The organism is Pectobacterium sp. PL64 (assembly GCF_022477975.1).
In the GTDB taxonomy this organism is placed as follows: domain Bacteria; phylum Pseudomonadota; class Gammaproteobacteria; order Enterobacterales; family Enterobacteriaceae; genus Pectobacterium; species Pectobacterium jejuense.
Map to the genome: position 1 here is coordinate 3,853,723 of NZ_CP092070.1, position 25,250 is coordinate 3,878,972.

Annotated in this window: 21 protein-coding genes, 2 tRNA genes, 1 pseudogene and 1 riboswitch; of the genes and pseudogenes, 13 read left to right on the forward strand and 11 right to left on the reverse strand. The window is 53.1% G+C overall.

From position 1 onward, the window contains the following. The first annotated feature begins 37 nt into the window (after window positions 1-37). Together HP572_RS17220 and HP572_RS17225 are read left to right on the forward strand one after the other, a co-directional pair. Window positions 38-877: an alpha/beta fold hydrolase gene (locus tag HP572_RS17220; protein WP_240583850.1), complete on the forward strand. Its 840-nt coding sequence runs from the start codon at window positions 38-40 to the stop codon at window positions 875-877. Between the two features lie 10 nt (window positions 878-887). Further along, window positions 888-1,523, forward strand: coding sequence for a dimethylsulfonioproprionate lyase family protein (locus tag HP572_RS17225; protein WP_240583851.1), 636 nt, complete (start codon window positions 888-890; stop codon window positions 1,521-1,523). 52 nt (window positions 1,524-1,575) lie between these two features. Here the strand turns inward: HP572_RS17225 and HP572_RS17230 are convergent, their stop codons facing one another. From HP572_RS17230 to orn, 4 genes are all read right to left on the reverse strand, one after another. Continuing rightward, complete coding sequence (locus HP572_RS17230; RefSeq protein ID WP_240583852.1) at window positions 1,576-2,121, reverse strand: hypothetical protein; 546 nt, start codon at window positions 2,119-2,121, stop codon at window positions 1,576-1,578. A 458-nt stretch (window positions 2,122-2,579) separates the two neighbouring features. After that, window positions 2,580-2,655, reverse strand: a tRNA-Gly gene (locus HP572_RS17235). Window positions 2,656-2,731: 76 nt separating this feature from the next. Beyond that, window positions 2,732-2,807 (reverse strand) — tRNA-Gly (locus tag HP572_RS17240). A gap of 216 nt (window positions 2,808-3,023) precedes the next feature. Continuing rightward, window positions 3,024-3,566, reverse strand: coding sequence for an oligoribonuclease (gene orn / locus HP572_RS17245; RefSeq protein ID WP_205554990.1), 543 nt, complete (start codon window positions 3,564-3,566; stop codon window positions 3,024-3,026). A gap of 183 nt (window positions 3,567-3,749) precedes the next feature. Here orn and rsgA point away from each other — a divergent pair, with 183 nt between their 5' ends. From rsgA to mscM, 3 genes and pseudogenes are all read left to right on the forward strand, one after another. Continuing rightward, a complete protein-coding gene (gene rsgA, locus HP572_RS17250; protein WP_240583853.1) occupies window positions 3,750-4,799 on the forward strand; it encodes a small ribosomal subunit biogenesis GTPase RsgA in 1,050 nt (349 codons plus the stop codon). Between the two features lie 144 nt (window positions 4,800-4,943). Continuing rightward, on the forward strand, window positions 4,944-5,972 hold the full coding sequence (gene asd / locus HP572_RS17255) for an archaetidylserine decarboxylase (RefSeq protein WP_240583854.1): 1,029 nt from the start codon (window positions 4,944-4,946) through the stop codon (window positions 5,970-5,972). A gap of 56 nt (window positions 5,973-6,028) precedes the next feature. Continuing rightward, window positions 6,029-9,354 (forward strand): annotated as a pseudogene (gene mscM / locus HP572_RS17260) (miniconductance mechanosensitive channel MscM). 51 nt (window positions 9,355-9,405) lie between these two features. Here the strand turns inward: mscM and epmA are convergent. Continuing rightward, the gene (epmA, locus tag HP572_RS17265; RefSeq protein ID WP_010295515.1) at window positions 9,406-10,383 is read right to left on the reverse strand and encodes an elongation factor P--(R)-beta-lysine ligase; all 978 of its coding nucleotides are present in this window, start codon (window positions 10,381-10,383) and stop codon (window positions 9,406-9,408) included. 474 nt (window positions 10,384-10,857) lie between these two features. Between epmA and frdA the strand changes: the two genes are divergently transcribed. The 5 genes from frdA (at window position 10,858) to HP572_RS17290 (ending at window position 14,872) form a co-directional block, all read left to right on the forward strand. After that, the gene (frdA, locus tag HP572_RS17270) at window positions 10,858-12,654 is read left to right on the forward strand and encodes a fumarate reductase (quinol) flavoprotein subunit (RefSeq protein ID WP_205554994.1); all 1,797 of its coding nucleotides are present in this window, start codon (window positions 10,858-10,860) and stop codon (window positions 12,652-12,654) included. Further along, complete coding sequence (locus HP572_RS17275) at window positions 12,647-13,384, forward strand: succinate dehydrogenase/fumarate reductase iron-sulfur subunit (protein WP_205554995.1); 738 nt, start codon at window positions 12,647-12,649, stop codon at window positions 13,382-13,384. Before frdA ends, HP572_RS17275 begins: the two co-directional genes overlap by 8 nt. Window positions 13,385-13,397: 13 nt before the next feature. Beyond that, window positions 13,398-13,793 (forward strand): fumarate reductase subunit FrdC, encoded by a 396-nt coding sequence (gene frdC, locus HP572_RS17280; protein ID WP_109411734.1) that lies wholly within the window; start codon window positions 13,398-13,400, stop codon window positions 13,791-13,793. Window positions 13,794-13,807: 14 nt separating this feature from the next. Next, window positions 13,808-14,164: a fumarate reductase subunit FrdD gene (gene frdD, locus HP572_RS17285; RefSeq protein WP_240583855.1), complete on the forward strand. Its 357-nt coding sequence runs from the start codon at window positions 13,808-13,810 to the stop codon at window positions 14,162-14,164. Between the two features lie 123 nt (window positions 14,165-14,287). Continuing rightward, complete coding sequence (locus HP572_RS17290) at window positions 14,288-14,872, forward strand: lipocalin family protein (protein WP_240583856.1); 585 nt, start codon at window positions 14,288-14,290, stop codon at window positions 14,870-14,872. Window positions 14,873-14,911: 39 nt separating this feature from the next. Here the strand turns inward: HP572_RS17290 and HP572_RS17295 are convergent, their stop codons facing one another. The 3 genes from HP572_RS17295 to efp form a co-directional block, all read right to left on the reverse strand. After that, window positions 14,912-15,265: a DMT family protein gene (locus HP572_RS17295; RefSeq protein ID WP_005972979.1), complete on the reverse strand. Its 354-nt coding sequence runs from the start codon at window positions 15,263-15,265 to the stop codon at window positions 14,912-14,914. Between the two features lie 239 nt (window positions 15,266-15,504). Then, the gene (locus HP572_RS17300) at window positions 15,505-15,636 is read right to left on the reverse strand and encodes an entericidin A/B family lipoprotein (protein WP_005972977.1); all 132 of its coding nucleotides are present in this window, start codon (window positions 15,634-15,636) and stop codon (window positions 15,505-15,507) included. A gap of 182 nt (window positions 15,637-15,818) precedes the next feature. After that, window positions 15,819-16,385, reverse strand: coding sequence for an elongation factor P (gene efp, locus HP572_RS17305; RefSeq protein WP_010295533.1), 567 nt, complete (start codon window positions 16,383-16,385; stop codon window positions 15,819-15,821). Window positions 16,386-16,426: 41 nt separating this feature from the next. Between efp and epmB the strand changes: the two genes are divergently transcribed. Continuing rightward, window positions 16,427-17,479 carry an EF-P beta-lysylation protein EpmB gene (epmB, locus tag HP572_RS17310; protein WP_205554996.1) on the forward strand — a complete coding sequence of 351 codons (1,053 nt, stop codon included), beginning with the start codon at window positions 16,427-16,429 and terminating at the stop codon, window positions 17,477-17,479. 60 nt (window positions 17,480-17,539) lie between these two features. Here the strand turns inward: epmB and HP572_RS17315 are convergent, their stop codons facing one another. Both HP572_RS17315 and pgi read right to left on the reverse strand, forming a co-directional pair. Further along, a complete protein-coding gene (locus tag HP572_RS17315) occupies window positions 17,540-17,884 on the reverse strand; it encodes a DUF4156 domain-containing protein (RefSeq protein WP_119881870.1) in 345 nt (114 codons plus the stop codon). 43 nt (window positions 17,885-17,927) lie between these two features. After that, the gene (pgi, locus tag HP572_RS17320; RefSeq protein WP_240583857.1) at window positions 17,928-19,577 is read right to left on the reverse strand and encodes a glucose-6-phosphate isomerase; all 1,650 of its coding nucleotides are present in this window, start codon (window positions 19,575-19,577) and stop codon (window positions 17,928-17,930) included. Between the two features lie 201 nt (window positions 19,578-19,778). Next, window positions 19,779-19,972: riboswitch (Lysine riboswitch) on the forward strand. A 115-nt stretch (window positions 19,973-20,087) separates the two neighbouring features. On the opposite strand from pgi, the gene lysC reads away from it, so the two are divergent. Next, the gene (gene lysC / locus HP572_RS17325; protein WP_039545857.1) at window positions 20,088-21,464 is read left to right on the forward strand and encodes a lysine-sensitive aspartokinase 3; all 1,377 of its coding nucleotides are present in this window, start codon (window positions 20,088-20,090) and stop codon (window positions 21,462-21,464) included. 365 nt (window positions 21,465-21,829) lie between these two features. Here lysC and HP572_RS17330 read toward each other — a convergent pair whose 3' ends face one another. Next, a complete protein-coding gene (locus HP572_RS17330; RefSeq protein WP_240583858.1) occupies window positions 21,830-23,476 on the reverse strand; it encodes a Na/Pi cotransporter family protein in 1,647 nt (548 codons plus the stop codon). A gap of 306 nt (window positions 23,477-23,782) precedes the next feature. Between HP572_RS17330 and HP572_RS17335 the strand changes: the two genes are divergently transcribed. Beyond that, window positions 23,783-25,237: a DASS family sodium-coupled anion symporter gene (locus HP572_RS17335; protein WP_240583859.1), complete on the forward strand. Its 1,455-nt coding sequence runs from the start codon at window positions 23,783-23,785 to the stop codon at window positions 25,235-25,237. Window positions 25,238-25,250 lie beyond the last annotated feature (13 nt).

Genomic DNA, 25,250 nt, shown 5'->3' on the forward strand with positions numbered 1-25,250 from the left:
ATATAGTCATATAGCTAATATTGAATATGATGATAACATGCTTGAGCTAAAAAATAGTTTTCTTTTCGAAGGTCAGCCTGTCGCCTGGGGATGCATGGGTCAAGGCCCCGCATTGGTGCTCATTCACGGTACACCTTTTTCCTCTCAGGTATGGCGGCGCATCGCTCCTCTGCTCGCTTCCCAGTGGACCATTTATTACTACGATATGCTGGGCTACGGGCAATCACATAAATCTGCCGGACAGCAGGTGTCGCTCGGCGTGCAGGATAGGCTCTTGGCCGCACTCCTGAAAGAATGGAAACTTACGCGACCCGACATACTTTGCCATGATTTCGGCGGGGCAACAGCACTACGCGGCTATTTCCTGCAAAGCCTCCGCTATGCCTCTCTGACGCTGTTTGATGCGGTCGTCCTTTCCCCGTGGGGATCACCCTTTGTCACCCATGTCAGAAAATATCAGGACGCCTTCACCGGGCTACCGGAATACGCTCACGAGGCTTTACTCAATGCTTATTTACAGGGTGCGGCTTATCAGCCGTTATCGGAAGAGGCCCTGAATATTTACATGTCACCGTGGCAAGGAGCAGTCGGGCAAGCGGCTTTCTATCGGCAAATAGCCCAGATGGACCAATGCTATACCGCCGACATTGAGCCTTTACTCACCAAGCTTGATTGCCCAGTGAATATGTTGTGGGGCGAACAGGATGAGTGGATACCGCTTGATGTCGGTCAACGTCTGGCTCATCGACTCGGCGATGTCCCCTTACAGATCGTCAAAAACGCAGGTCACCTTGTTCAGGAAGACTCTCCCGAAGTCATTGTTCAATCGATGTATTCCTTGCTGCTACAGCGGGCGGGAACACCATCCTCACGATAAGGCGGCAATCATGAGCAGCAGTAACCCTATTCTCGGGCGTCTACTCTTCACGATCCATAAACGGTTGGTCTCGATCCCCATAGAGCAACATTTACGTGGCGATCTCCTCCCCATAATCAATAGTTGGCCTTCCCTGCCAATAAAAAACGCGCGGTTGAGTACCGCTGCGCAGCTGCCTGCGGTTGATTATCTTGAACAAGCATTGAAAATTGGGGAAGTATCGGGAGACAAAGAAATATGCTCGATGATCAGGTTATTAGCCCCCGCATTAAGCTGGAATTTTGATTATTCTCCGCATCCTGATTTTCCGTATCTGGACGAAAAGATCGCCTTTACACAATTTGTCGGGCCTGAAGATCGCTGGATATCATCCCATTTAGCGATAGGTCTGACGCTCATTGCACCAAAAACACATTATCCAGCGCATTGTCACCCCGCGACGGAGATTTACCTTCCTCTGGCTGGTACGGGTTTGTGGTCAATGGGGAATGGGGGCTATTTTCCACGTCAACCCGGTGAATTAATTTTTCACCGTAGCGGTGTTACACACGCGACTCGGGCGCAAGAAGACCCTGTACTTGCTTTATATATATGGCACGGCGATATCCGTTCGCCTTCTGAATGGCGGCGTGGGTCAAGTGAATAGCCGTAGATTGCAGACCAGCGGCCTGCAATCTACGGTAGAAAATAAAGAATTATTATTTCTTCATTTCAAGGCTTTTCATTGCCTCTTTGCTTACCCCATGCATTGAACTGCTAATAACACAGTTATACGTTTCACTTTCATTAATAACCATAAAAGTGCTAGCCGGGTTTTTCATTTTTTTATCAACAGAGAAAATAATATAAGCGTTAGGTAAGGCGCTGGGCTTAAATGCACCAAATGAATAGCTATCAGATAGCCCCAAAGCGGATAAATCGGCCGTTAATTCCATTGGTTGCGTGCTGTGTGGCGAAGGGAACATGGATTTTGCTGACATCATCATTGACTGGGTATTAATGTTATATTCTGTTGTTACTTTCATGCCGACGTATTTGGATTCAGGCATATTCAGCTGTTTCTCACACATCGCATCGTGCTGCGGGCTGGGCGTTCCATTTTGCAGTACAGCATGAATGTGTTTGAGTTCAACCTGGTCTTTTCCGGTATGTGCTTTTGCCGTGTCATCAGCCTGAGCAAAACCACTCATCACCAATGCCGCCGTTGCTACAACGTGTAAAATAGTGCTATTCATTGCATTCATTTTTCCATCCTCTTTTATCTGTAGGGATAACCATATGATCCATGATAACAATCCATTATTTATTAAATAAATAACCGGAATGCCTCATGAAATTTAAATGATACTCCCCAGATAGCGTCGAATAGAAAAATCACTAAAAACAATAACAATCTTCGTCATTTTAAATGATGTGATTTTATAAATGCATTCTGGTTATAAACATAGTCAAATTTTAATATTACGTCAAAATCAAACCGACACAAAAAATAAAATAGAAACAGACATCAGAATAAATATAATCAAGCTAAGTATTTAATAAAATAATTTATCTACGATATCAACGTTCAAGGCACAACCCAGAGACATTACTCAGCGTACGACATGGATTTCTTGCGTAATGAAGAAAACAGAAAGCGTTTAACGGGTTTGATACGTCAAAAGAGAAAAGGAGATTGAATCAAAGAAAGAGACTAAAAGATTGGAGCGGGAAACGAGACTCGAACTCGCGACCCCGACCTTGGCAAGGTCGTGCTCTACCAACTGAGCTATTCCCGCATATCGGACAGACATTAACAGGCGTTACGTCTGATTACTGCACACGGTTTGTATGGTGACAAACAGTGATAAAACTTGGAGCGGGAAACGAGACTCGAACTCGCGACCCCGACCTTGGCAAGGTCGTGCTCTACCAACTGAGCTATTCCCGCCCGGGAAATCTTTACACGATGTTGAAGTTCTTTAATTGAAATTCTTCATCGGTATGGGGTGCGCATTATACGAGAAATCCGTTTAACCGCAAGCCCCCCAAAATGAAAAATTGTCTGACTGCTGATAAAAAAAACAATACGCTGACAAAACAGGCGTTGTGACGTAAATAGCAGCAGATCCCTGCACATCACACCCTACCCGTTTTGCTTCACCGACTACAGTCGCAGAAAGTTCTCACGGTAATAGGCCAGTTCCGCCAGCGATTCGCGAATGTCGTCCATCGCCTGATGCGTGCCTTGCTTCTTAAAGCCGGTCAGAATTTCTGGCTTCCAGCGTCGCGCCAATTCTTTGAGCGTGCTGACATCCAGATAGCGGTAGTGGAAGTAGGCTTCCAGCTCTGGCATATAGCGGAACAGGAAGCGGCGATCCTGACCGATGCTGTTGCCACAGATCGGCGATTTACCCGCCGGTACCCATTTTTGTAGAAACGCCAGCGTTTCCAACTCGGCAGCGCGTTCATCAATCGTGCTGGCTTTGACGCGATCCGTCAGGCCACTGGCACCGTGTGTACGCACATTCCAGTCATCCATCAGCGCCAGTTGGCTATCTGACTGGTGCACCGCCATGACCGGCCCTTCAGCCAACACGTTCAAGTTTGCATCCGTCACCAGCGTTGCGATCTCAATGATGCGATCGTGATCCGGGTTCAGACCCGTCATCTCGAGATCGATCCAGATCAGGTTATTTTCATCTACCATCGTGGGAATTCCTGTTGCATTGTGCCCTGTCGTCGATACAAGGATACCAGTAACAATCTCAATGCTGATACCGACAAGGTGGTATCAGTTAATTAAAATCAAATAGAGTGTATTATAGTCCGTTCAAACGCGGCGAGCGACAACCCGCTGTCGTGAACGATAAATCGTCTTAAGTGAGGCTCAGTGAGCAAAAAGAAACTGTCGAAAGGTCAGCAGCGTCGGGTTAGCGCCAACCACCAGCGTCGCCTGAAAAAAACGGAAAGCAAAATCGAATGGGAAGATAGCCAACTGGGCGATGCGCAGGAAGGTATTATCATCAGCCGATTCGGTATGCACGCCGATGTGGAAGCCGCCGATGGTGTGGTTCACCGCTGCAACATTCGTCGGACCATTTCATCGCTGGTCACGGGCGACCGCGTCGTCTGGCGCCCCGGCCATGAATCACTCGCTGGCATCAGCGGGATCGTGGAAGCCGTTCACCCCCGTCATTCCGTCCTAACTCGCCCTGACTATTACGATGGCATTAAACCGATCGCCGCCAATATCGATCAAATCGTGATCGTTTCGGCGATCTTGCCTGAGCTGTCGCTGAACATTATCGATCGCTATCTGGTCGCCTGCGAAACGCTGGAGATCGACCCGCTGATCGTGCTGAACAAAATTGACCTGCTGGATGACGAATCCCGCCAGTTTGTTGATAAACAAATGGATATCTACCGCGCCCTCGACTATCGCGTGCTGATGGTTTCCAGCCATACCCAACAGGGTATCCCTGAACTGGAGCAAGCCCTCACCGACCGTATCAGTATTTTCGCCGGACAGTCAGGTGTCGGAAAATCCAGCCTGCTTAACGCGCTGCTCGCACTGGACGAAGAACGGATTCTGGTCAATGAGGTGTCTGATAACTCAGGGTTGGGGCAACACACCACCACCGCCTCCCGGCTTTACCACTTCCCACACGGCGGCGACGTAATCGACTCACCGGGCGTGCGCGAATTTGGTCTGTGGCATCTGGAGCCTGAACAGGTGACGAGTGGTTTCATTGAGTTACGTAAATACATCGGCTCGTGTAAGTTCCGCGACTGTAAACATGAAAACGATCCAGGCTGCGCGATCAATGCTGCACTTGCGCGCGGAGAGATTGCCACAGAGCGTTTTGATAACTATCACCGGATTCTGGAAAGCATGGCGCAAGTAAAAACGCGTAAAGGCTTTTCGGATACAGATAACTGACATTTATCATGACCATCGTTACAATGCGCCCCCTTTGAGAGTTAACGAATCCGCTAACTCTCTTTCTGGGCTACCGCTGGCAACGTCAGGCGTGTTCCCCAGACAGCTTATTTTATGGCGCACTATTAATCCAAGAGGCTCACAGTGCTGGATAATATCAAAATCAAATTACAGTATTGGCTTCCCAAGATCTGGCTGACCCGCTTAGCGGGCTGGGGAGCAAATAAGCGAGCAGGAAAACTCACCAAGCTGGTGATCGATCTGTTTGTCCGCCAATACAACGTCAACATGCAGGAAGCGCAACAGCCGGATACCGCATCCTACCGCACGTTTAACGAATTTTTCGTTCGTCCTCTGCGTCCAGGCATTCGCCCTGTCGATCCTCATGCGCACCGTCTGGTGCAGCCCGCTGACGGCGTGCTGTCGCAGTTTGGCCCCATTACCGACGGCAAACTGATTCAGGCGAAGAATCACGACTACACGCTGGAAGCGCTGCTGGCTGGCAACTATATGATGGCTGATCTGTTCCGCGACGGTCTGTTTGCCACCATTTATCTTTCGCCGCGTGATTATCATCGCCTCCACATGCCGTGCGACGGCGTGCTGCGCGAGATGATTTATGTACCGGGTGACCTGTTCTCCGTCAATCTGCTGACCGCCGATAACGTGCCGAATCTGTTTGCACGTAACGAACGTGTCATTTGCCTGTTTGATACTGAATTCGGCCCATTGGCACAGATTTTGGTGGGTGCGACCATTGTCGGTAGCATCGAAACCGTGTGGTCAGGCGTGGTGACGCCACCACGTGAAGGCATCATCAAGCGTTGGACTTACCCGCAGGCGGGCGAAGAAGGTGCCGTGGTGCTGGCAAAAGGCGAGGAAATGGGCCGCTTCAAGCTGGGTTCAACCGTGATTAACCTGTTTGCTGCAGGCAATAATCTCCAGTTTGCTGCTCACCTGAATACCATGAGCGTGACGCGTATGGGCGAACCGTTTGCTGAAGTCCGTCAGGATGAGCAAACGCCTGTTGTCTTCCCAGAAGGCACCGAGCTGGAAGCCAACGACGCCGCACTGTCGCCTGCCGCGGTAGCATCTGAGCCCGCTCAGATTGAGGGACAAAACCCTGCGGTTGATGCATCCGGCCAGACGGGCCACAAACCCGACGCGCCGTAAATAACGGCCGATTTTCGTCGCTTGTAAGAGTGTTGTTTGTAATAAAGGTAGCTAACGTGCGTCTGATTCTGACTTTTCTTTTGGGATGTTTATTATCAACTGCCGCGTTGGCTGCCACTGCGCCCAATGAGGCGCAGTTACGCCAGCAGCTACAGCAGGCGGAAGCCAACAAAGGTGCAGCCGATCAGGCGAAAATCGTTGAGGAATATCAGGCTGCACTGAACACCCTGCAGGATCGTAAAGAGTCACTGGAGCGCGCCACACAGTATCAGCGCGTGATTGATGATTTCCCCAAGCTGGTTCAGGAGCTGCGTCGCCAGCTTAATGCCGAAGACGGCAAACCGTCGTCTATTTCAGAAAATCTCTCCAGCAACGATCTCGAACAGCAATTACTGCAAACCAGCAGCCAGCTACTGGAACAGGCGCGCCAGCTCCAACAGGAACAGGATCGGCTGCGTGAAATCAGCGATTCACTGAGCCAGCTTCCGCAGCAGCAAACTGAAGCCAGCCGCATGCAAAGCGATGCGGAACGCCGTATTCAGTCTCTCGGTACGCCTGCTACCCCGCTGGGGCAAGCGCAGCTCGTCGCACTTCAGGCCGAATCCGCCCTGCGCAAAAGCCGGGTGGACGAACTGGAGCTGGCACAGCTGTCAGCCAGCAATCGTCAAGAGCTATCCCGGCTACGTGTCGAACTGTATAAAAAGCGCCACGACAGGCTGGATCTGCTGCAACAGGATTTACGCAGCAGACTCAACAATATGCGCCAGCGCGAAGCCGAACAGGCATTAGAGCGCACAGAGCTGCTCGCGGAACAAAGTGGCGATTTACCCAGCGTCATCAGCAAGCAGCTACAGGTTAACCGCGAGCTCTCCGTCGCGCTGAACCAGCAGGCACAGCGGATGGACCTCATTGCTTCTCAGCAGCGTCAGGCTGCCACGCACACCATTCAGGTTCGTCAGGCGCTGAGCACCATTCGCGAGCAAGCACAGTGGCTCGGCGTTTCACCGATATTGGGTGAAACCTTACGGGCACAGATTGCCCGCCTGCCGGAAATGCCCAAGCCTCAGTTGCTGGATAGCGACATGGCGCAGCTGCGCGTACAGCGGCTGCACTTTGAAGACCTGATCAACAAACCGCAAGATCTTGATAATGCCAAACAGGATAACGGCGATCCGCTGACCAGCGCACAGCAGCGTATTCTGACCGATCAGATGCGAACCCAGCGCGACCTGCTGACTTCACTGATCTCTGGCTGTGATTCACAGATACTCGAACTGACCAAACTCAAAGTTGCCAATAACCAGTTGGCGGATGCGCTAACCGAAACACGGGAAGCTGCCCATCGCGACCTGTTCTGGGTGGCGGATGTCGATCCCGTGACGTTCGCCTATCCGCTCAAACTGGTACAGGATCTGACGCGCCTGCTGTCATTAGACACGCTGACGCAGCTGGGTAGCGCGCTGGTGATGATGGTAACCAGTCAGGAAACCGTGCTGCCGCTGCTGGGCGCACTGCTGCTGGTTGGCTTTAGTATCAGCTCGCGTCGTCACTATCATGCGTTTATGGAGCGTGCCAGCAGCCGCGTCGGCAAGGTCACTCTCGACCACTTTATGCTGACGCTGCGTACCGTGTTCTGGTCCATCCTTACCGCCCTGCCGCTGCCGGTGCTCTGGGCCGCGCTGGGATACGGGCTGCAAAACGCCTGGCCTTACCCGATTGCCGTCGCTATCGGCGACAGCGTGACCGCCACCGTGCCGTTGATGTGGCTGGTGATGATCAGCGCCTCATTCTCGCATCCGCAGGGGCTGTTCATTGTCCACTTCCGCTGGTCGCCGGAGCGCGTAGCCAGAGCGATGCGCTACTATCGTCTTTCCATCGCCTTTATCGTGCCGCTGATTATGGCGCATTGATTACGTTCGATAAGCTCAACGATCGCGAGTTTTCCAGCACGCTGGGGCGGCTCTGCTTCATCTTGCTCTGTATGGCTCTGAGTTTGGTCACGACCGGATTAAAACGCGCGGGGATCCCGCTGTATCTGGATAAAGAAGGTTCGGGGGAAAACTCCGTTAACCGTGCGATGTGGAACATCCTGATCGCCATGCCGCTCGTTGCCGCGCTGGCCTCCTGTATCGGCTATCTGGCGACCGCACAGGCGCTGTTAGCCCGTCTGGAAACCTCCGTCTCTATCTGGTTCTTCCTGCTGGTGGTTTACCACATTATTCGCCGTTGGATGCTGATTCAGCGCCGCCGTATCGCCTTCGACCGCGCCAAACAGCGACGTTCGGAAATTCTGGCGCAGCGTGCCAAAGGTGAAGAAGACACGCCGTCTGCATCGTCCCATGAAAGCAGTTCGGAAGCGGTGGAAGAACCCGTCGTCGATCTGGATGCCATCAGCGCTAAGTCCCTGCAGCTCGTACGCTCCATTCTGACGCTGATCGCACTGGTTTCCGTTATCGCGCTGTGGTCGGAAATTCATTCTGCCTTCGCATTCCTGGAAAATATCAGCCTGTGGGATGTCTCCAGCACGGTCAAAGGCGTGGAGAGCGTGCAGGCGATCACGCTGGGATCGGTACTGATCGCCATTCTGATCTTCATTATTACCGCACAGCTGGTACGTAACCTGCCCGCCCTGCTGGAGCTGGCGATCCTACAGCATCTGGATCTGTCGCCGGGCAGCGGCTACGCCATTACCACTATCAGCAAATATATTCTGATGCTGATCGGCTGTCTGATGGGCTTCTCGCTGATCGGGATCGAATGGTCGAAACTGCAATGGCTGGTTGCCGCACTGGGTGTGGGACTCGGGTTCGGTTTGCAGGAGATCTTCGCCAACTTTATCTCCGGCCTGATCATCCTGTTTGAGAAACCGATCCGCATCGGCGATACGGTCACGATCCGCGATCTCACAGGTAGCGTCATGCGAATTAACACCCGCGCCACCACCATTTCCGACTGGGATAGAAAAGAAATCATCGTGCCGAACAAGGCATTTATCACCGAGCAGTTTATTAACTGGTCGCTGTCGGATTCCGTCACGCGTGTGGTGATGACGGTGCCTGCTCCGGCGAACGCGAACAGTCAGGAAGTCACGGAACTGCTGATGGATGCAGTGAAGCGCTGTTCGCTGATTCTGGATACGCCAGAGCCCGAAGCCTTCCTCGTTGATCTGCAACAGGGGATTCAGATTTTCGAGCTGCGCGTGTTCGCCGCCGAAATGGGGCACCGTATGCCACTGCGCCACGAACTGCATCAGCTGATTCTGGAAAACTACCGCAAACACAATCTGGAGCTTCCTTTCCCACCGTTCCAGGTGAAAATGGACAATCTGTCGCGCAGTGGAAAAACGCTGACGCCACGGCAGCGGACGCCGGGCAGCTTATAAGAAGGGAAAACGGGCGGCGGTCAGATGTGGCCCCGCCCTGCTTCAAACGGATTACGCGCGATCGACGGAGAACGCGATCACATCACTCAGTCTCTCGGCATTCAGCGCCAGCATGATCAAACGATCCACACCTAACGCCACACCGGCACACTCCGGCAGACCGTGTTTCAGCGCCGCCAGCAGGTTTTCATCAATCGGCTGCTGTGGCAAATCCCGCGCGGCACGCTTGCGATTATCCTGCTCAAAACGCTGACGTTGCTCATCGGCATCGGTCAATTCACGGAAGCCGTTCGCCAGCTCGATCCCCTTGAAATAGACTTCAAAACGCTCGGCGACGCGATGGTCTTCCGAACTGATCTCGGCCAGCGAGGCCTGTGTTGCTGGGAAATGATAGACAAACGCCGGTTTGTCGCGCCCGATATGCGGCTCAACGCCAAAGGTGAACAGCATCTGCACCAGCGAATCGCGATCGTCTTCACGGCAGGCGATATCGCCCAGCCCGAGTTTTTCTGCTGCTTCGCGCAGCTGCGCTTTATCAACAGACAGAGGGTCGATCTCCAGATGGCGTAAAAACGCCTGCTGATAGGAGAGCATTTCCGCGCTTTCACAATCCAGTACCTGCTGCAACAGGTCATCGACCTCATTCATCAGGCGGTACATATCATAGTGAGGGCGATACCATTCCAGCATCGTGAATTCTGGGTTGTGGTGTCGGCCTGATTCTTCATTGCGGAAACTGCGACATAGCTGAAAGATCGGTCCGCTACCAGCAGCCAGCAGACGCTTCATGTGGTATTCCGGGCTCGTCATCAAATACAGCGTCATGCCATCTGCAGCACCGGGACCAACGAAGCGGGTCTGGAACGGGTATAAGAAAACATCCGTTACCGTAGCCTGACTCATCGCGGGCGTTTCGACCTCCAGTACACCACGATCGGTGAAGAAACGTCGGACAGCAGCAATGATCGACGCTCGTTTCAACAAATTAGCGACAGAAGCACTAGGTTGCCAACTTGTCGTCTCGCTCATGGTTCTTACTCCAAAGTCAAACAGGGGGTGCAGTCTACCCGCATCAGCCCAAATTTCCAGCGGAAAAAAGGCCAGACGCGCTTTTCAGCCATGCATGCTCTACCCTCCAAGAGGGAGCGGTCAGGATAGTCGCCGTAAATTATATCCAGTGGATCATTTCCTTATATCCACCTAAAAAGGGTTATTAAAGAAATAAAAGCATCATTTCCCCCTAAATAAGCCTTTCGATCACGTTTTTATCAATAAATACGCAGCCTGCTGAAAAAACCACAAAATGCAGGATCACATCAAATTTCATCTACCCATAATTCGGTATAATCATTCCCACACAAAAATTATAGGTTTATCTATTCTTTATACATCTATCACATAATTTTCAGCGGGTTTGATATTAAGCTCAGATATAAAGACAGAAACGAATAGATATTATTTTTTTATTTTAACTTAATTAACTTAAGTAACTGGAGGAATGCATTGCAAACCTTTAATGCCGATTTGGCCATTATCGGGGCCGGAGGAGCTGGCCTACGAGCGGCAATTGCAGCCGCAGAAGCCAACCCTCAACTGAAAATTGCGCTGATCTCAAAAGTCTACCCAATGCGTAGCCATACCGTGGCGGCAGAAGGTGGGTCAGCAGCAGTGACTCAGGAACACGATAGCTTCGATTATCACTTCAACGACACCGTGTCCGGTGGCGACTGGCTGTGTGAACAAGACGTTGTTGAGCACTTCGTCAAACACTGCCCAGAAGAGATGATTCAACTGGAACAGTGGGGCTGCCCCTGGAGCCGTAAACCGGATGGTTCTGTCAACGTTCGCCGCTTTGGCGGGATGAAGATCGAACGCACCTGGTTTGCCGCCGATAAAACCGGCTTCCACATGCTGCATACCCTGTTCCAAACTTCCCTTAAATATCCGCAAATCCAACGTTTTGACGAGCACTTTGTCCTCGATGTTCTGGTCGATGACGGCGAAGCGCGCGGCCTTGTTGCCATCAATATGATGGAAGGTTCGCTGATTCAGATCCGCGCTAACGCCGTGGTGCTGGCGACAGGCGGCGCAGGCCGCGTGTACCGCTACAACACCAACGGCGGCATCGTCACAGGCGACGGAATGGGCATGGCGTTCCGCCACGGCGTCCCACTGCGTGATATGGAATTCGTTCAATATCACCCAACCGGCTTGCCCGGTTCCGGTATCCTGATGACTGAGGGCTGCCGCGGCGAAGGCGGCATCATGGTCAACAAAGACGGCTACCGTTACCTGCAAGACTACGGCATGGGCCCGGAAACGCCGCTCGGCCAGCCGAAGAACAAATACATGGAGCTGGGGCCACGCGATAAAGTCTCGCAGGCGTTCTGGCACGAATGGCGCGCAGGCCGCACCGTCTCAACCCCGTTGGGCGACGTGGTTTATCTCGATCTGCGCCACCTCGGCGAGAAGAAGCTTCTGGAACGTCTGCCGTTCATCTGCGAACTGGCAAAAGCCTATGTCGGCGTCGATCCGGTGAAAGAGCCGATTCCTATTCGTCCTACCGCGCACTACACGATGGGCGGCATTGAAACCGATCAGAACTGCGAAACCCGCATCAAGGGTCTGTTCGCCGTCGGCGAATGTTCCTCGGTTGGTCTGCACGGCGCGAACCGTCTTGGTTCCAACTCGCTGGCCGAACTGGTGGTCTTCGGGCGCGTAGCGGGTGAGCACGCCGTACAGCGCGCACAGGCGGCGGCACCGGCCAACGGCACGGCGCTGGACGCACAAACGCGCGACATCGAACAACGCCTGCATGACCTGATGAATCAGGAAGGCACCGAAAGCTGGGCGAAAATCCGCGACGAAATGGGCATGTCGATGGAAGAAGGCTGCGGTATTTACCGCACCACCGATCTGATGCAGAAAACCGTCGATAAGATGGCAGAGCTGAAAGAACGCTTCAAACGCGTGAAAATCACCGACCGCTCCAGCGTGTTCAACACCGACCTGCTGTACACCGTTGAGCTGGGCCATAGCCTGGATGTTGCGGAATGTATGGCGCACTCGGCGATCAACCGTAAAGAGTCTCGCGGCGCCCACCAGCGTCTGGATGACGGTTGCACCGAGCGTGATGACGTTAACTTCCTGAAGCATACGCTGGCGTTCTATAACCCAGAAGGCGCACCTCGTCTGGAGTATAGCGATGTGAAGATTACCAAACTTCCACCGGCCAAACGCGTATACGGTGCAGAAGGTGATGCGCAGGAAGGCAGCAAGAAGGAGCAGGCGAATGGCTGAGACGATCAAAACCCTGAAAATGGAAGTCATGCGCTATAACCCTGAACGGGACAATGAACCGTATTTTGAAACGTTCGATGTCCCGTACAACACGCAGACGTCCCTGCTGGATGCGCTGGGTTATATCAAAGATAACCTGGCACCGGATCTCTCCTACCGCTGGTCCTGCCGCATGGCAATCTGTGGCTCCTGCGGCATGATGGTGAATAACGTCCCTAAACTGGCCTGTAAAACCTTTCTGCGTGAATACACGAACGGTCTGAAGGTCGAAGCGCTGGGCAACTTCCCCATCGAGCGCGATTTAGTGGTCGATATGACCCACTTTATCGAGAGTCTGGAAGCCATCAAGCCATATATCATCGGCAACGCTCGTAAACCTGCTGACGGTCCGAACAAGCAGACTCCGGCGCAAATGGCGAAGTATCACCAGTTCTCCGGCTGTATTAACTGCGGCCTGTGCTATGCGGCATGTCCGCAGTTCGGCCTGAACCCTGAGTTCATCGGCCCGGCAGCAATTACGCTGGCGCACCGTTATAACCTGGACAACCGCGATCACGGCAAGAAAGAGCGTATGGCGCAGTTGAACGGCAATAACGGCGTCTGGACCTGTACGTTTGTGGGCTACTGCTCAGAAGTGTGTCCGAAGCACGTCGACCCTGCCGCTGCCATCCAGCAAGGCAAAGTCGAAAGCGCGAAAGACTTCATGATCGCCATGCTGAAACCACAATAAGGGAGGGACAATGATGACATCTAAACGTAAAGCGTATGTTCGCGGTATGTCGCCGACCTGGTGGAAAAAGCTGGGGTTCTACCGCTTTTATATGTTGCGTGAAGGGACTGCCGTCCCTGCCGTCTGGTTCAGCATCGTACTGATGTTTGGCGTTTTCGCGCTGAAAAATGGGCCAGAAGGCTGGGCAGGCTTCGTCAGCTTCCTGCAAAACCCGCTGGTGTTGCTGATCAATATCGTTGCTCTGCTGGCTGCTGCGCTGCATACCAAAACCTGGTTTGAACTGGCACCGAAGGCCAGCATCATCGTTGTTAAAGATGAAAAAATGGGGCCAGAGCCGATCATTAAAGGGCTATGGGCTGTCACCGTGGTGGTAACCGTTGCCGTTCTGGCGATCGCCTTACTATTCTGAACAGGAGAAATAATGTGATTAACCCAACGCCAAAACGTTCTGACGAACCGCCTTTCTGGGGCCTGTTCGGCGCTGGTGGGATGTGGAGCGCGTTCTTCGCTCCGGTGATCATTCTGCTGGTCGGAGTGATGCTGCCTCTGGGCTTGTTCCCAGACGCGTTAACCTATGAGCGCATCGCCGCGTTCAGCCAGAGCTTTATCGGCCGTGTCTTTTTACTGCTGATGATTATACTGCCGCTCTGGTGTGGCCTGCACCGTATCCACCACGCGATGCATGACCTGAAAATCCACGTCCCTGCCGGGAAGTGGGTGTTCTACGGTCTGGCGGCAATCCTGACTGTGGTTACCGTTATCGGTGTCGTTACGCTGTAGAGGTAACATCTGTAAATATGTACCTAACGGCCTGCACGAGATCGTCGCAGGCCGTATTATTTTCCCGCCTGACCACGCTCATCGTCTACACTGGAACAAAGATGAAAACGATGAGATGTCAATATGATGCTCTTTAATGCTACTCGCCTTAACACCACGTTATTCAAAAGCCTTCTCTTCAAAATCAGACGATGTGGGAAAGCGTGCGTTGCCGCGCTGATAGCGCTCTTTTCCGTCGCCTGTAGCGTAACGCCGCCCGATAACGTTACCGTCGTGGAAAATTTTGACGTCAACCGTTACCTCGGCACATGGTATGAGATCGCCCGTCTCGACCACCGTTTTGAACGCAATATGGAACGCGTGACGGCAACCTATGGCCCGCGGGATGACGGCGGAATCAAGGTGATCAATCGCGGCTTTAACGTCGAAAAACAGGAATGGAAAGAAAGCATCGGAAAAGCGTATTTCACGGGGTCACCTCAGCGTGGCGCGCTAAAAGTGTCGTTCTTCGGGCCGTTCTATGGCGGTTACAATATTATTGAACTGGACGACGACTATCGCTACGCCCTAATTTGCGGGCCGAACCGCGACTACCTGTGGATTCTCTCACGCACGCCAACGTTGGATGCCGCGACACGCGACAAACTGCTCGCCACAGCCAAACGCTACGGCTTCCCGACAGAAGCACTTATCTGGGTCAATCAGTAATCTGAGCGTATTGGGCGCAACAATGGGATAACCGATGGGTTATCCCATAATCTTATCGCGGAACATAAAGAAAACCGCGCCCAGCAGGCATAGCCCCGCCCAAATATAGTCGGTACGGAACGGCTCTTTTAAAATGAACATGGAGAAAGGGATAAATACGGAAAGGCTGATCACTTCCTGCAATATTTTCAATTGACCGGCAGAGGCGACCTGATAACCAATCCGATTTGCCGGCACCTGTAGAAGGTATTCAAATAATGCGATACCCCAACTGATCAATGCAGCAATTATCCAGGTTCGGCCACTGAAATAGCGTAGATGCCCATACCAAGCGAACGTCATAAATATATTACTCAACGTCAGCATGCCGACAGTAATGAAAAGAGGCGACATTATTACTTCTCCGAGTGATCCACTTTCACATTATCTCGCCGCGGGGAAGAAAACACCATAAACGGCATTTTCTTCCACTCGGAAAAGTTATTACGACTTATTTCCTAAAACATACCCTAAATAATTCGAGTTGCATGCAGGCGGCAACGCAGCGAATCCCCAGGAGCTTACATCAGTAAGTGACTGGGGTGAGCGAGGAAAGCCAACGCACATGCAGCGTGAAGTATGACGGGTATGGGCTATTGGGCGCTGCGCTGAATAGCCTTCCCACCCGCTTCAACATCTTGCCCAACGCCTCGGGTGGTATTGCACCCAACCACCGCAGAGAGAATAACCAGAGAGAAAATGGCAACAAAAGCTTTCTTCAACATACTCGATTCCTTCTTTATGAGAGTAGGATTTCAACGGTACGAAAGTGACTGCTTTTTAAGCGTAGCCAATTTTAATTCTTGTGGAGGTTTTTTCGGATGAGGAGAAAAGCAAAAAGGTGATTTCAGTCAGACAGCGGGATCAAAAAGGCCGCCCTCACAGAAGGCGGCCTTTTTCGCATTAATTACTTAACGCGTGATACGTATTCACCAGAACGGGTGTCAACTTTGACAACTTCGCCGATCTGCACGAACAATGGCACTTTAACGACTGCGCCGGTGCTCAGCGTTGCTGGCTTACCACCAGTACCGGCAGTGTCGCCTTTCAGGCCTGGGTCGGTATCGGTGATTTCAGCTTCGATGAAATTCGGTGGCTGAACAGCGATAGGACGACCATCCCACAGGGTAACGATACATTCGGCGTTGTCTTGCAGCCATTTTGCAGCATCACCAACGGTCTTTTCTTCAACCTGATGTTGTTCAAACGTCTCAGGATGCATGAAGTGGTAGAACTCACCGTCGTTGTACAGGTAGTTCATGTTGGTATCAACGACGTCTGCGCCTTCTGCAGAATCGGTAGACTTGAAGGTTTTTTCAACGCGAGAGCCCGTCAACAGGCGACGCATTTTTACGCGAGCAAAAGCCTGGCCTTTACCCGGCTTAACAAACTCACTGGATTCGACAGCATACGGTTCGCCTTCGAATATGATTTTAAGACCGGAACGGAAATCGTTGCTAGAATAAGTCGCCATAAAGGCCCTCTACAATTTTAATACTGGTACGAAGCCAAAAAATGGCACACATTGTAACCCTAAATATACCTTCCAGAGAAGATTGGTTGCAGCAACTTGCGGACGTAATTACCGATCCTGATGAATTACTGCAACTTTTGGCACTGAGCGATCACGCTAAACTCCGGCAAGGCAGTGATGCACGCAAGCTTTTTGCGCTGCGGGTGCCGCGCGCATTCGCTGCACGGATGCAAAAAGGCAATCCTGACGATCCGTTGCTGCTACAGGTACTGACCGCGCGTGAAGAGTTTATCGCCACCCCAGGCTTCACTCATGACCCGCTTGATGAGCAACACAGCGTCGTGCCGGGGCTACTACACAAATATCACAACCGTGCTCTGCTGCTGGTTAAAGGCGGCTGTGCGGTAAACTGCCGCTACTGCTTCCGCCGCCATTTCCCCTATCAGGATAATCAGGGCAACAAGGCAAACTGGCGTCAGGCGCTGGATTATATCCGCCAGCACCCAGAACTGGATGAAATTATTTTTTCCGGTGGCGACCCGCTGATGGCTAAAGACCACGAGCTGGACTGGCTGATCACCGAACTGGAACACATCCCACATCTGAAACGTCTGCGCATTCACAGCCGCTTGCCGGTGGTTATCCCTGCACGTATTACCGACGCGCTGTGCGATCGCCTGTCCCGCAGTTCGCTTCAGGTGTTGCTGGTGACGCATATTAACCACCCGCAGGAAATTGATCCTGATTTAACACAAAGTATGGCGCGTTTGCGCCGTGCAGGTGTGACGCTGCTCAACCAAAGCGTGCTGCTGCGCGGGGTGAATGACAACGCAGAGACACTCGCGCGGCTCAGTAATGCGCTCTTTGACGCAGGAATTCTGCCTTATTACCTACACGTACTGGATAAGGTTCAGGGTGCCGCGCATTTTCTGGTCGATGACAACGAGGCGCGCATCTTGGTTAAAGCGCTGCTGAAGAAGGTATCCGGCTATCTGGTGCCGCGTCTGGCGCGGGAAATCGGTGGGGAAGCCAGCAAAACGCCACTGGATTTAGGGATGAAGCAGCATCAGGATGACGCTGGGATAGTCGGTTGAGCAATACGTTAGGAAAAGCGGTGAGAGCAACATGTCACTCTCACCGGGTTTTTCTTTAGCTTAAGGACATTTGTAGACGCTGCCGTTCATCTTGCTGTCTAGCGGCGCAAAGCTTGACCAGAAGGTTTCGCTCGAACTGGTTGCGCCATAGATGGTATTGCCTCCCATCGCCGCCGCTTTATTACGCAGATCGTTTGCCGCACTGCGCATAGAACTGCCGTCACTATGGTTTCCCGCCAGCCAGTTAGACTGGCTACCACTGGCTTGCCCTAACAGCTGACATTCGCTTCCTGGTTTGGTGTCCGTGAACGCCACGGCTTGTCCAGCAGCGCTAAGTTGACTGGTGCTGCTGCACCCCGCCAGCAAAACGGCTGCTGATAGCCCCAACAAAATACGAACCTGCATGTCTTCCTCCTTGCGATTGAAAAACCAAAGGGCACAGGCCCGATTAGTTACGCCACGCCTTGAAACGGTTGATCAGTCCGTTAGTAGAACTGTCATGGCTGTCGATCTGACTGTCATTTTCCAGCTCTGGCAGAATACGGTTCGCCAGTTGTTTCCCTAACTCCACGCCCCACTGATCGAATGTGAAGATGTTCAGGATCGCGCCCTGAGTGAAGATTTTGTGCTCATACAGCGCAATCAACGCTCCCAGGCTATACGGGGTGATTTCGCGCAGCAGGATAGAGTTGGTTGGGCGATTGCCTTCGAATACTTTAAACGGCGCGACGTGTTCCACTTCTTTTGGGCTTTTTCCTGCCGCGGCAAATTCTGCTTCCACCACCTCACGGCTCTTACCGAACGCCAGCGCTTCCGTCTGTGCAAAGAAGTTCGACAGCAGCTTGCTGTGGTGATCGCTCAATGGGTTATGGCTAATCGCCGGTGCAATGAAATCACACGGAACCAGCTTGGTACCCTGATGGATCAACTGGTAGAACGCATGCTGGCCGTTCGTGCCCGGTTCGCCCCAGATAATCGGCCCGGTCTGGTAATCCACTGGATTGCCGTTGCGATCGGCAGATTTCCCGTTGGATTCCATATTTCCCTGTTGGAAATAGGCGGCAAAACGGTGCATGTATTGGTCATACGGAAGAATCGCTTCAGTTTCAGCACCGAAGAAATTGTTGTACCAAATACCGATCAGCGCCAGCAGCACAGGCAGGTTTTTCTCCGCTGGCGTGGCAGCAAAGTGCTTGTCCATCGCGTGCGCGCCGCTGAGCAGTTTTTCAAAGTTATCAAAGCCCAGAGAGAGAATGATCGACAGCCCAATCGCCGACCACAGAGAGTAGCGTCCGCCAACCCAGTCCCAGAATTCGAACATGTTGTCGGTATCGATACCGAATTCGCCGACGGCTTTCGCGTTGGTGGACAGCGCGGCAAAGTGCTTGGCAACGTGCTTATCATCCTGCGCCGTTTTCAGGAACCAGTCGCGAGCGCTGTGCGCGTTGGTCATGGTTTCCTGCGTGGTGAAGGTTTTCGACGCGACGAGGAACAGCGTAGTTTCTGGGTTCAGCGGCTTCAACGTTTCAGCGATGTGCGTGCCGTCAACGTTAGAGACAAAGTGCATGTTGAGATGGTTTTTATAAGGCTTCAGCGCTTCCGTTACCATGAACGGGCCGAGATCGGAGCCGCCGATACCGATGTTCACCACGTCGGTAATGGTTTTGCCGGTATAGCCTTTCCACTCACCGCCAATCACGCGTTCGCTGAAATCTTTCATCTTCGCCAGCACCGCGTTGACTTCCGGCATCACATCTTTGCCATCCACCAAAATCGGCGTATTGCTGCGGTTACGCAGGGCAACGTGCAGAACAGCGCGGTCTTCCGTGCGGTTGATTTTCTCGCCGGCAAACATGGACTGAATCGCCGCAGACAGGTCGGTTTCCCGTGCCAGCGAGTGCAGTTTTTCCATTGTTTCTGCCGTGATGCGGTTTTTGGAGTAATCCACCAGCATCTGATCGTCGAACGTCGCGGAAAAATGCGCGAAACGATCGCTATCTTGTGCAAACAGCTCGCTGATTTGCACGTCTTTCATCGCGTCAAAATGGGTTTGTAATGCCTGCCAGGCGGCAGTTTGGCTTGGATTGATATTTTTCATAATGCGACTTTCTCTCTAAGCATGAGTTCAAAGTGACTGAATCGATTGTATCCCTTAAAATCCAGATTGAGATCCCTTTTCTTGCTAAAAGCGGTTTATGCCCTGTCGTTTACTGACAGCTTGTAGTTTGCTGACAGATTGTTTATTGACAGAAACCGCATAACCCGTTATTTGTAACACCGTACTTGCACACTCGGTGTGCAAGCCAGAAGAGGCGCGTCGCCCAGGTAAGATATCGGAGGAACCGTAATCCGCTGATGATATCCGAGGGGGAGCGACGCCGAGATGCGGTGAAAATACGGCTTTCACCCTATCGACTACAGAGGCTGAATCCTCTGGGTTGTCACCGGATTTGTCCTGATGGACGTCCAGCAAGGTGGAGCGCTTCTGGGTGTATCGTAGTTATTTTCTACGCCTGCCCCCTACTTTTGCTCTCCCCCTGTGCCAAGGCTGATTAATGGAATGCTGTTTACTGAAAACAGCCTACCCCCTGACACGAGGTTTTTTGACATGTCTGCAACTGAAGTCTCCGCAAACGCGAACTCTACCGTTATTGCCAAATTTGGCGGCACCAGCGTGGCGGACTTTGACGCCATGAATCGCAGTGCCGATGTGGTGTTATCCAACCCGAATGTGCGCGTTGTGGTGCTGTCAGCATCAGCGGGTATTACGAATTTACTGGTCGCACTCGCGGAAGGCCAAACGCCGGAAACGCGCGCCGAGCATCTGGCGAAAATTCGCCAAATCCAATACGCCATCATCGACAAACTGACCAATCAAAGCGTTATTCGCGATGAGATTGATCGCATGCTGGACAGCGTCACCACCCTGTCTGAAGCGGCGGCGCTCGCGACGTCAAACGCCCTGACCGATGAACTGGTCAGCCACGGCGAACTGATGTCTACCCTGCTGTTTGTCGAGATCCTGCGTCAGCGTGATGTCGTTGCAGAATGGTTTGATGTACGCAAGATCATGCGTACCGACGATCACTTTGGTCGCGCTCAGCCGGACTGTGACGTGCTGGGTGAGCTGACTCGCAGCCAGCTGCAGCCGCGTCTTGAGCAAGGTCTGGTGATCACTCAGGGCTTTATCGGCAGCGAAGCGAAAGGCCGCACGACCACGCTGGGTCGCGGCGGTAGCGATTATACGGCGGCGCTGCTGGGCGAAGCGCTCAACGTCAGCCGGATTGATATCTGGACCGACGTTCCCGGCATCTACACCACCGATCCACGCGTGGTGCCGACTGCAAAACGCATCGACCAAATCATGTTTGAAGAAGCCGCCGAAATGGCGACATTCGGCGCAAAAGTCCTGCACCCGGCCACGCTGCTGCCTGCGGTACGTAGCGATATTCCTGTGTTCGTCGGCTCAAGCAAAGATCCGGCCGCTGGCGGTACGCTGGTGTGCAATAAAACCGAAAATCCGCCGTTGTTCCGCGCGCTGGCACTGCGTCGTAAGCAAACGCTGCTTAAGCTGTATAGCCTGAACATGCTGCACGCACGCGGTTTTCTGGCCGAAGTGTTCAGCATTCTGGCGCGTCACAACATCTCCGTTGACCTGATCACGACGTCAGAAGTCAACGTTGCGCTGACGCTCGACACAACCGGCTCCACCTCAACGGGCGACAGCCTGCTCTCCAGCGCCTTGCTGACCGAGCTGTCATCGCTGTGTCGGGTTGAGGTTGAAGAGAATCTGTCGCTGGTCGCGTTAATCGGCAACAATCTGTCTCAGGCCTGTGGCGTCGGGAAAGAAGTGTTTGGCGTACTGGAACCGTTCCGTATTCGCCTGATCTGCTACGGCGCCAGCAGCAACAACCTGTGCTTCCTGGTACCGGGTGATGACGCCGAGCGTGTGGTACAAACACTGCACCGCAGCCTGTTCGAGTAAGTTCGCTCTCTGTATTTGGTCTGTCTCTTAGTCACAAATACAGAGACACCGCAGGTTTTGACGTTATCCGGCGTCAAAAATTATGCAGCGGTGGGCTTGACCGCCGAGTGAGCGACAGGACGTCGCGAAAGCCAGTGCCGCGTCGGGAACGCGTCACTGGCGGCTCGACTAGCGGTCAGGAACACCGATGGAACCGCACAAGCGGCATAATTCCCGCCGAAAAGCCTGGGGTCACGGGGCGAGCGGCGTTTGAGCCGTCCCGTGTCGGGCGCGTGCTATGAAGTAGCAGGAAAATGGCAGTATTATCGCGCACGAAACCACCTCTTAGCCTGCATAAAAATATAACTAAGATAACCTCCAAAGGATCACAGCGTCAGCGGCGATTCTTCGCGCTCTTCGTCCTCATCCTGTTGCACAATCAAGACATTATAAGCCACCGCACAGAACAGTGAATTCAGTCGGTTCATGTCCCCAAGTAAGCTCAAATGGAGCGAGCTGGTTTCCAGACTCTGTACATTGTGCTGATGTAAGCGATCGACATGCGCATGGGCATAGCGGCGGTTCATAATGCGGAAGCGGTGTTTAGCACGGCGCAGACGTTTCGCGCTGGTGACATCCTCCGACAGGAAAACCGATAGCCCCAGACGCAGATTCGCCAGCAGCTGTTCATGCAGATGGTTCAACTCTTCCAGACCCTGCGCGGAAAACGCCATGCGTACGCCGGAGGAATGATTCGCGATGTCATCTGCCATACGTTCGATAATATCTCCCGCCTGCTCCAGATTCAGCGCCACTTCGATCACCTCAGCCCAGCGCCGGGAATCTCGCTCATCCAATCCGTCTTTCTGAATCTGTGCCAGATAGAGCTTAATCGCGGTGTAAAGGATATCGACATCATCATCGAGTCGGCGAATCTCCCGCCGCTGCATATGGTCGCCCTGCAAGACTTCGCGGTACAGACGCAGCATCTGCTCCAGCACATCGCCAATACGCAGCGTTTCTCGTGCGGCGTTGGTCAACGCCAGCGCTGGCGTATCCAGCGAACTGGTGTCCAGATGGCGCGGTTTCATCTGGAGATCGACCTGCGGCGAGTCAGCAATCATCGCGCAGGACAGCCGCGCCACCACGCCAGTGAGCGGGATCAGCAGCAGACAGCGAATCAGGTTGTAGAACAGGTGGAAATAGATCACCAACTCTTCAGCACCCAGCGGAATATGCGTCAGCCAGCGCGAAAGCGGCTCAACCAGCGGCAGCACAACCAAACAGCCTATCAGCTTGAACAGCATGCTACCGAGCGCCACGCGTCGACCATCCGCATTCTGCGTCGAGGTGCTCATCATCGTCAGTAAACCGCTACCCAGATTGGCACCAATGACCAGACACATCGCCACTTCCAGCGAAATTACACCGCTTGCCGTCAAGGTTGCCGTGAGCAGCACCGCTGCCAGACTGGAATAGGTAATCACCGCGAACAGCGCGCCAGCCAGTGCATCCAGCATGACGTCGCCCGTCAACGAGGAGAACAGCACTTTCACGCCCGACGTTTGTGTGATCGGAGCCGCGGCCACGACAATCATTTCCAGCGCCAGCAAAATCAGCCCGAGCCCAATCGCCACGCGACCAACCTGACCCACCCGCGTCTGCTTACGGCTGAGGAAAAATATTACGCCCAGAAAAATCAGCAGCGGAGAAAGCCAGGACAGATCGAACGTCAGAATACGCACCATCAGTGCCGTACCGACATCCGCCCCGAGAATAATCACCAGCGCAGGCGTTAATGCCACCAGCCCCTGTGAGACAAAAGAGGTCGTCAGCAACGCGGTCGCATTGCTGCTCTGCACCAGCGCGGTTACGCCAATACCGGCCATAAAAGCCAACGGTTTTTTCTCAACGCTATCGCTGAGAACCCGCCGTAACTGGGTACCATAAACTCGCATGATACCGGTGCGGACAATGTGAGTGCCCCATACCAGTAACGCAATCGCAGAAAGGAGATTCAGCAGTGTTAACAAAAAATTCTCGCCTCCAGCTAAACGTGTGTTGATAAAATAGAAGGTGTTGATGACGTAATGAACGACCATCTTACCAGATGTTGGCGGACCGTACTGCGAGGCAGCCCGCGCCAAAGCAAAATCGTGCAGCGATCAATGACGTATAACAATTACTTAACTGACAATATTTAAAAAACAGAATCCAAATCAAAAAGCCCATAATTTTGCCTCACGCCTTTCCCGGTTAGCGCTATGCTCTTTTTATCCCTATAACTCTTATGGGTTATAACTCTGCATAATCTTGCAGCCCTCGAGTAAGGAAAATGGATGAAAACGAAAACCTCATATGGACTGAACTGGCTTCCGCTAATCATTATCCTCGCCATCGCCGCCTTTTTTTGGCACATAGAGCCCCCGACTGGCTTAAGCCCCGCCGCCTGGCACTCCGCCGTCCTCTTCGTCGCCACGATCGTGAGTATTGTCGCGAATGTGCTCCCGATTGGGGCTATCGGTATTATCAGTATCACACTCTTTGCGCTGACGTACGCCGCGGGAGATACAACGGCCAGCGGTGCGATACAAACCGCGCTCAGCGACCTGAACAGTTCGCTGATCTGGCTGATTGTTGTCGCCTTCATGATCGCGCGCGGCTTTATCAAAACAGGGCTGGGTCGCCGTATCGCCTTGCAGATGATCCGCATGTTGGGAAAACGCACGCTGGGTCTGGCTTACGGGCTGGCCTTTGCCGATCTGGTCCTTTCCCCTGCGATGCCGAGCAACACCGCCCGCTGCGGCGGAATTATTTATCCCATTGCTGATTCGCTGTCGCGCAGCTTCGATTCCAAACCGGAAGATGCCTCGCGCAGTAAGATTGGCACCTTTCTGATTACCTGCATCGGTAACGTTAACGACGTGACGGCGGCGCTGTTTATGACCGCTTATACCGGCAACCTGCTGGCGGTGAAACTCGCGGCCAACGCGGGCGTGACCATCACGTGGGGAAGCTGGTTTCTGGCAGCGCTCGTGCCCTGTTTGATTTCTCTGGCCGTTGTCCCCCTGCTCGTCTACTGGCTGACCAAGCCGGAAATTCGCCATACGCCAGATGCACCAAAACTGGCCGTCGCCGAACTGGCAAAGATGGGCAACATGAGCCGCGGTGAATGGCTGATGGCATTCACCGTTGTCCTGCTGCTGGTGCTGTGGATTTTTGGCGATAAATTAGGCGTGGATGCCACGACAGCCTCGTTCGTCGGGCTGTCTTTCCTGCTGTTAACCGGCGTACTGAACTGGGAAGACGTGAAGAGCGAGAAAGGAGCCTGGGATACGCTGATTTGGTTCGCCGCCCTGCTGATGATGGCGAATCAGTTGAAAAAGCTCGGCTTCACCAACTGGTTTGGCGATCTCATCGGCAGCAACATCGGCCACTTAATGCAGGGAACCAGCTGGGTATTGGTGTTGTTACTGCTAAATGCGGCCTATTTCTACACCCACTATTTCTTCGCCAGCGGCAACGCGCAGATCGCCGCACTTTTTGCCGTATTCCTCGGCGTCGGGATCAACCTGAACATTCCGGCGGTGCCGATGGCATTCATGCTGGCGTTTACCAGCAGTCTGTACTGCTCACTGACGCAATATACCCACGCGCGCGGCCCCATCCTGTTCGGCGCGGGCTACGTGCCCACCGCCGTCTGGTGGCGCACCGGTTTCGTCGTCAGTCTGGTGAATCAGGCGATCTTCATGAGCGCGGGTCTGCTGTGGTGGAAGGTGATTGGCCTGTATTGATCGTTAGCGAATA

Excerpts from the sequence above, each read along its gene's own strand:
- HP572_RS17220 (WP_240583850.1), top strand. The coding sequence starts at position 38 with ATGCTTGAGCTAAAAAATAGTTTTCTTTTCGAAGGTCAGCCTGTCGCC.
- HP572_RS17225 (WP_240583851.1), top strand. The coding sequence starts at position 888 with ATGAGCAGCAGTAACCCTATTCTCGGGCGTCTACTCTTCACGATCCAT.
- HP572_RS17230 (WP_240583852.1), bottom strand. The coding sequence starts at position 2,121 with ATGAATGCAATGAATAGCACTATTTTACACGTTGTAGCAACGGCGGCA.
- orn (WP_205554990.1), bottom strand. The coding sequence starts at position 3,566 with ATGGTAGATGAAAATAACCTGATCTGGATCGATCTCGAGATGACGGGT.
- epmA (WP_010295515.1), bottom strand. The coding sequence starts at position 10,383 with ATGAGCGAGACGACAAGTTGGCAACCTAGTGCTTCTGTCGCTAATTTG.
- HP572_RS17275 (WP_205554995.1), top strand. The coding sequence starts at position 12,647 with ATGGCTGAGACGATCAAAACCCTGAAAATGGAAGTCATGCGCTATAAC.
- frdC (WP_109411734.1), top strand. The coding sequence starts at position 13,398 with ATGACATCTAAACGTAAAGCGTATGTTCGCGGTATGTCGCCGACCTGG.
- HP572_RS17290 (WP_240583856.1), top strand. The coding sequence starts at position 14,288 with ATGATGCTCTTTAATGCTACTCGCCTTAACACCACGTTATTCAAAAGC.
- HP572_RS17295 (WP_005972979.1), bottom strand. The coding sequence starts at position 15,265 with ATGTCGCCTCTTTTCATTACTGTCGGCATGCTGACGTTGAGTAATATA.
- HP572_RS17300 (WP_005972977.1), bottom strand. The coding sequence starts at position 15,636 with ATGTTGAAGAAAGCTTTTGTTGCCATTTTCTCTCTGGTTATTCTCTCT.
- efp (WP_010295533.1), bottom strand. The coding sequence starts at position 16,385 with ATGGCGACTTATTCTAGCAACGATTTCCGTTCCGGTCTTAAAATCATA.
- epmB (WP_205554996.1), top strand. The coding sequence starts at position 16,427 with ATGGCACACATTGTAACCCTAAATATACCTTCCAGAGAAGATTGGTTG.
- HP572_RS17315 (WP_119881870.1), bottom strand. The coding sequence starts at position 17,884 with ATGCAGGTTCGTATTTTGTTGGGGCTATCAGCAGCCGTTTTGCTGGCG.
- pgi (WP_240583857.1), bottom strand. The coding sequence starts at position 19,577 with ATGAAAAATATCAATCCAAGCCAAACTGCCGCCTGGCAGGCATTACAA.
- lysC (WP_039545857.1), top strand. The coding sequence starts at position 20,088 with ATGTCTGCAACTGAAGTCTCCGCAAACGCGAACTCTACCGTTATTGCC.
- HP572_RS17335 (WP_240583859.1), top strand. The coding sequence starts at position 23,783 with ATGAAAACGAAAACCTCATATGGACTGAACTGGCTTCCGCTAATCATT.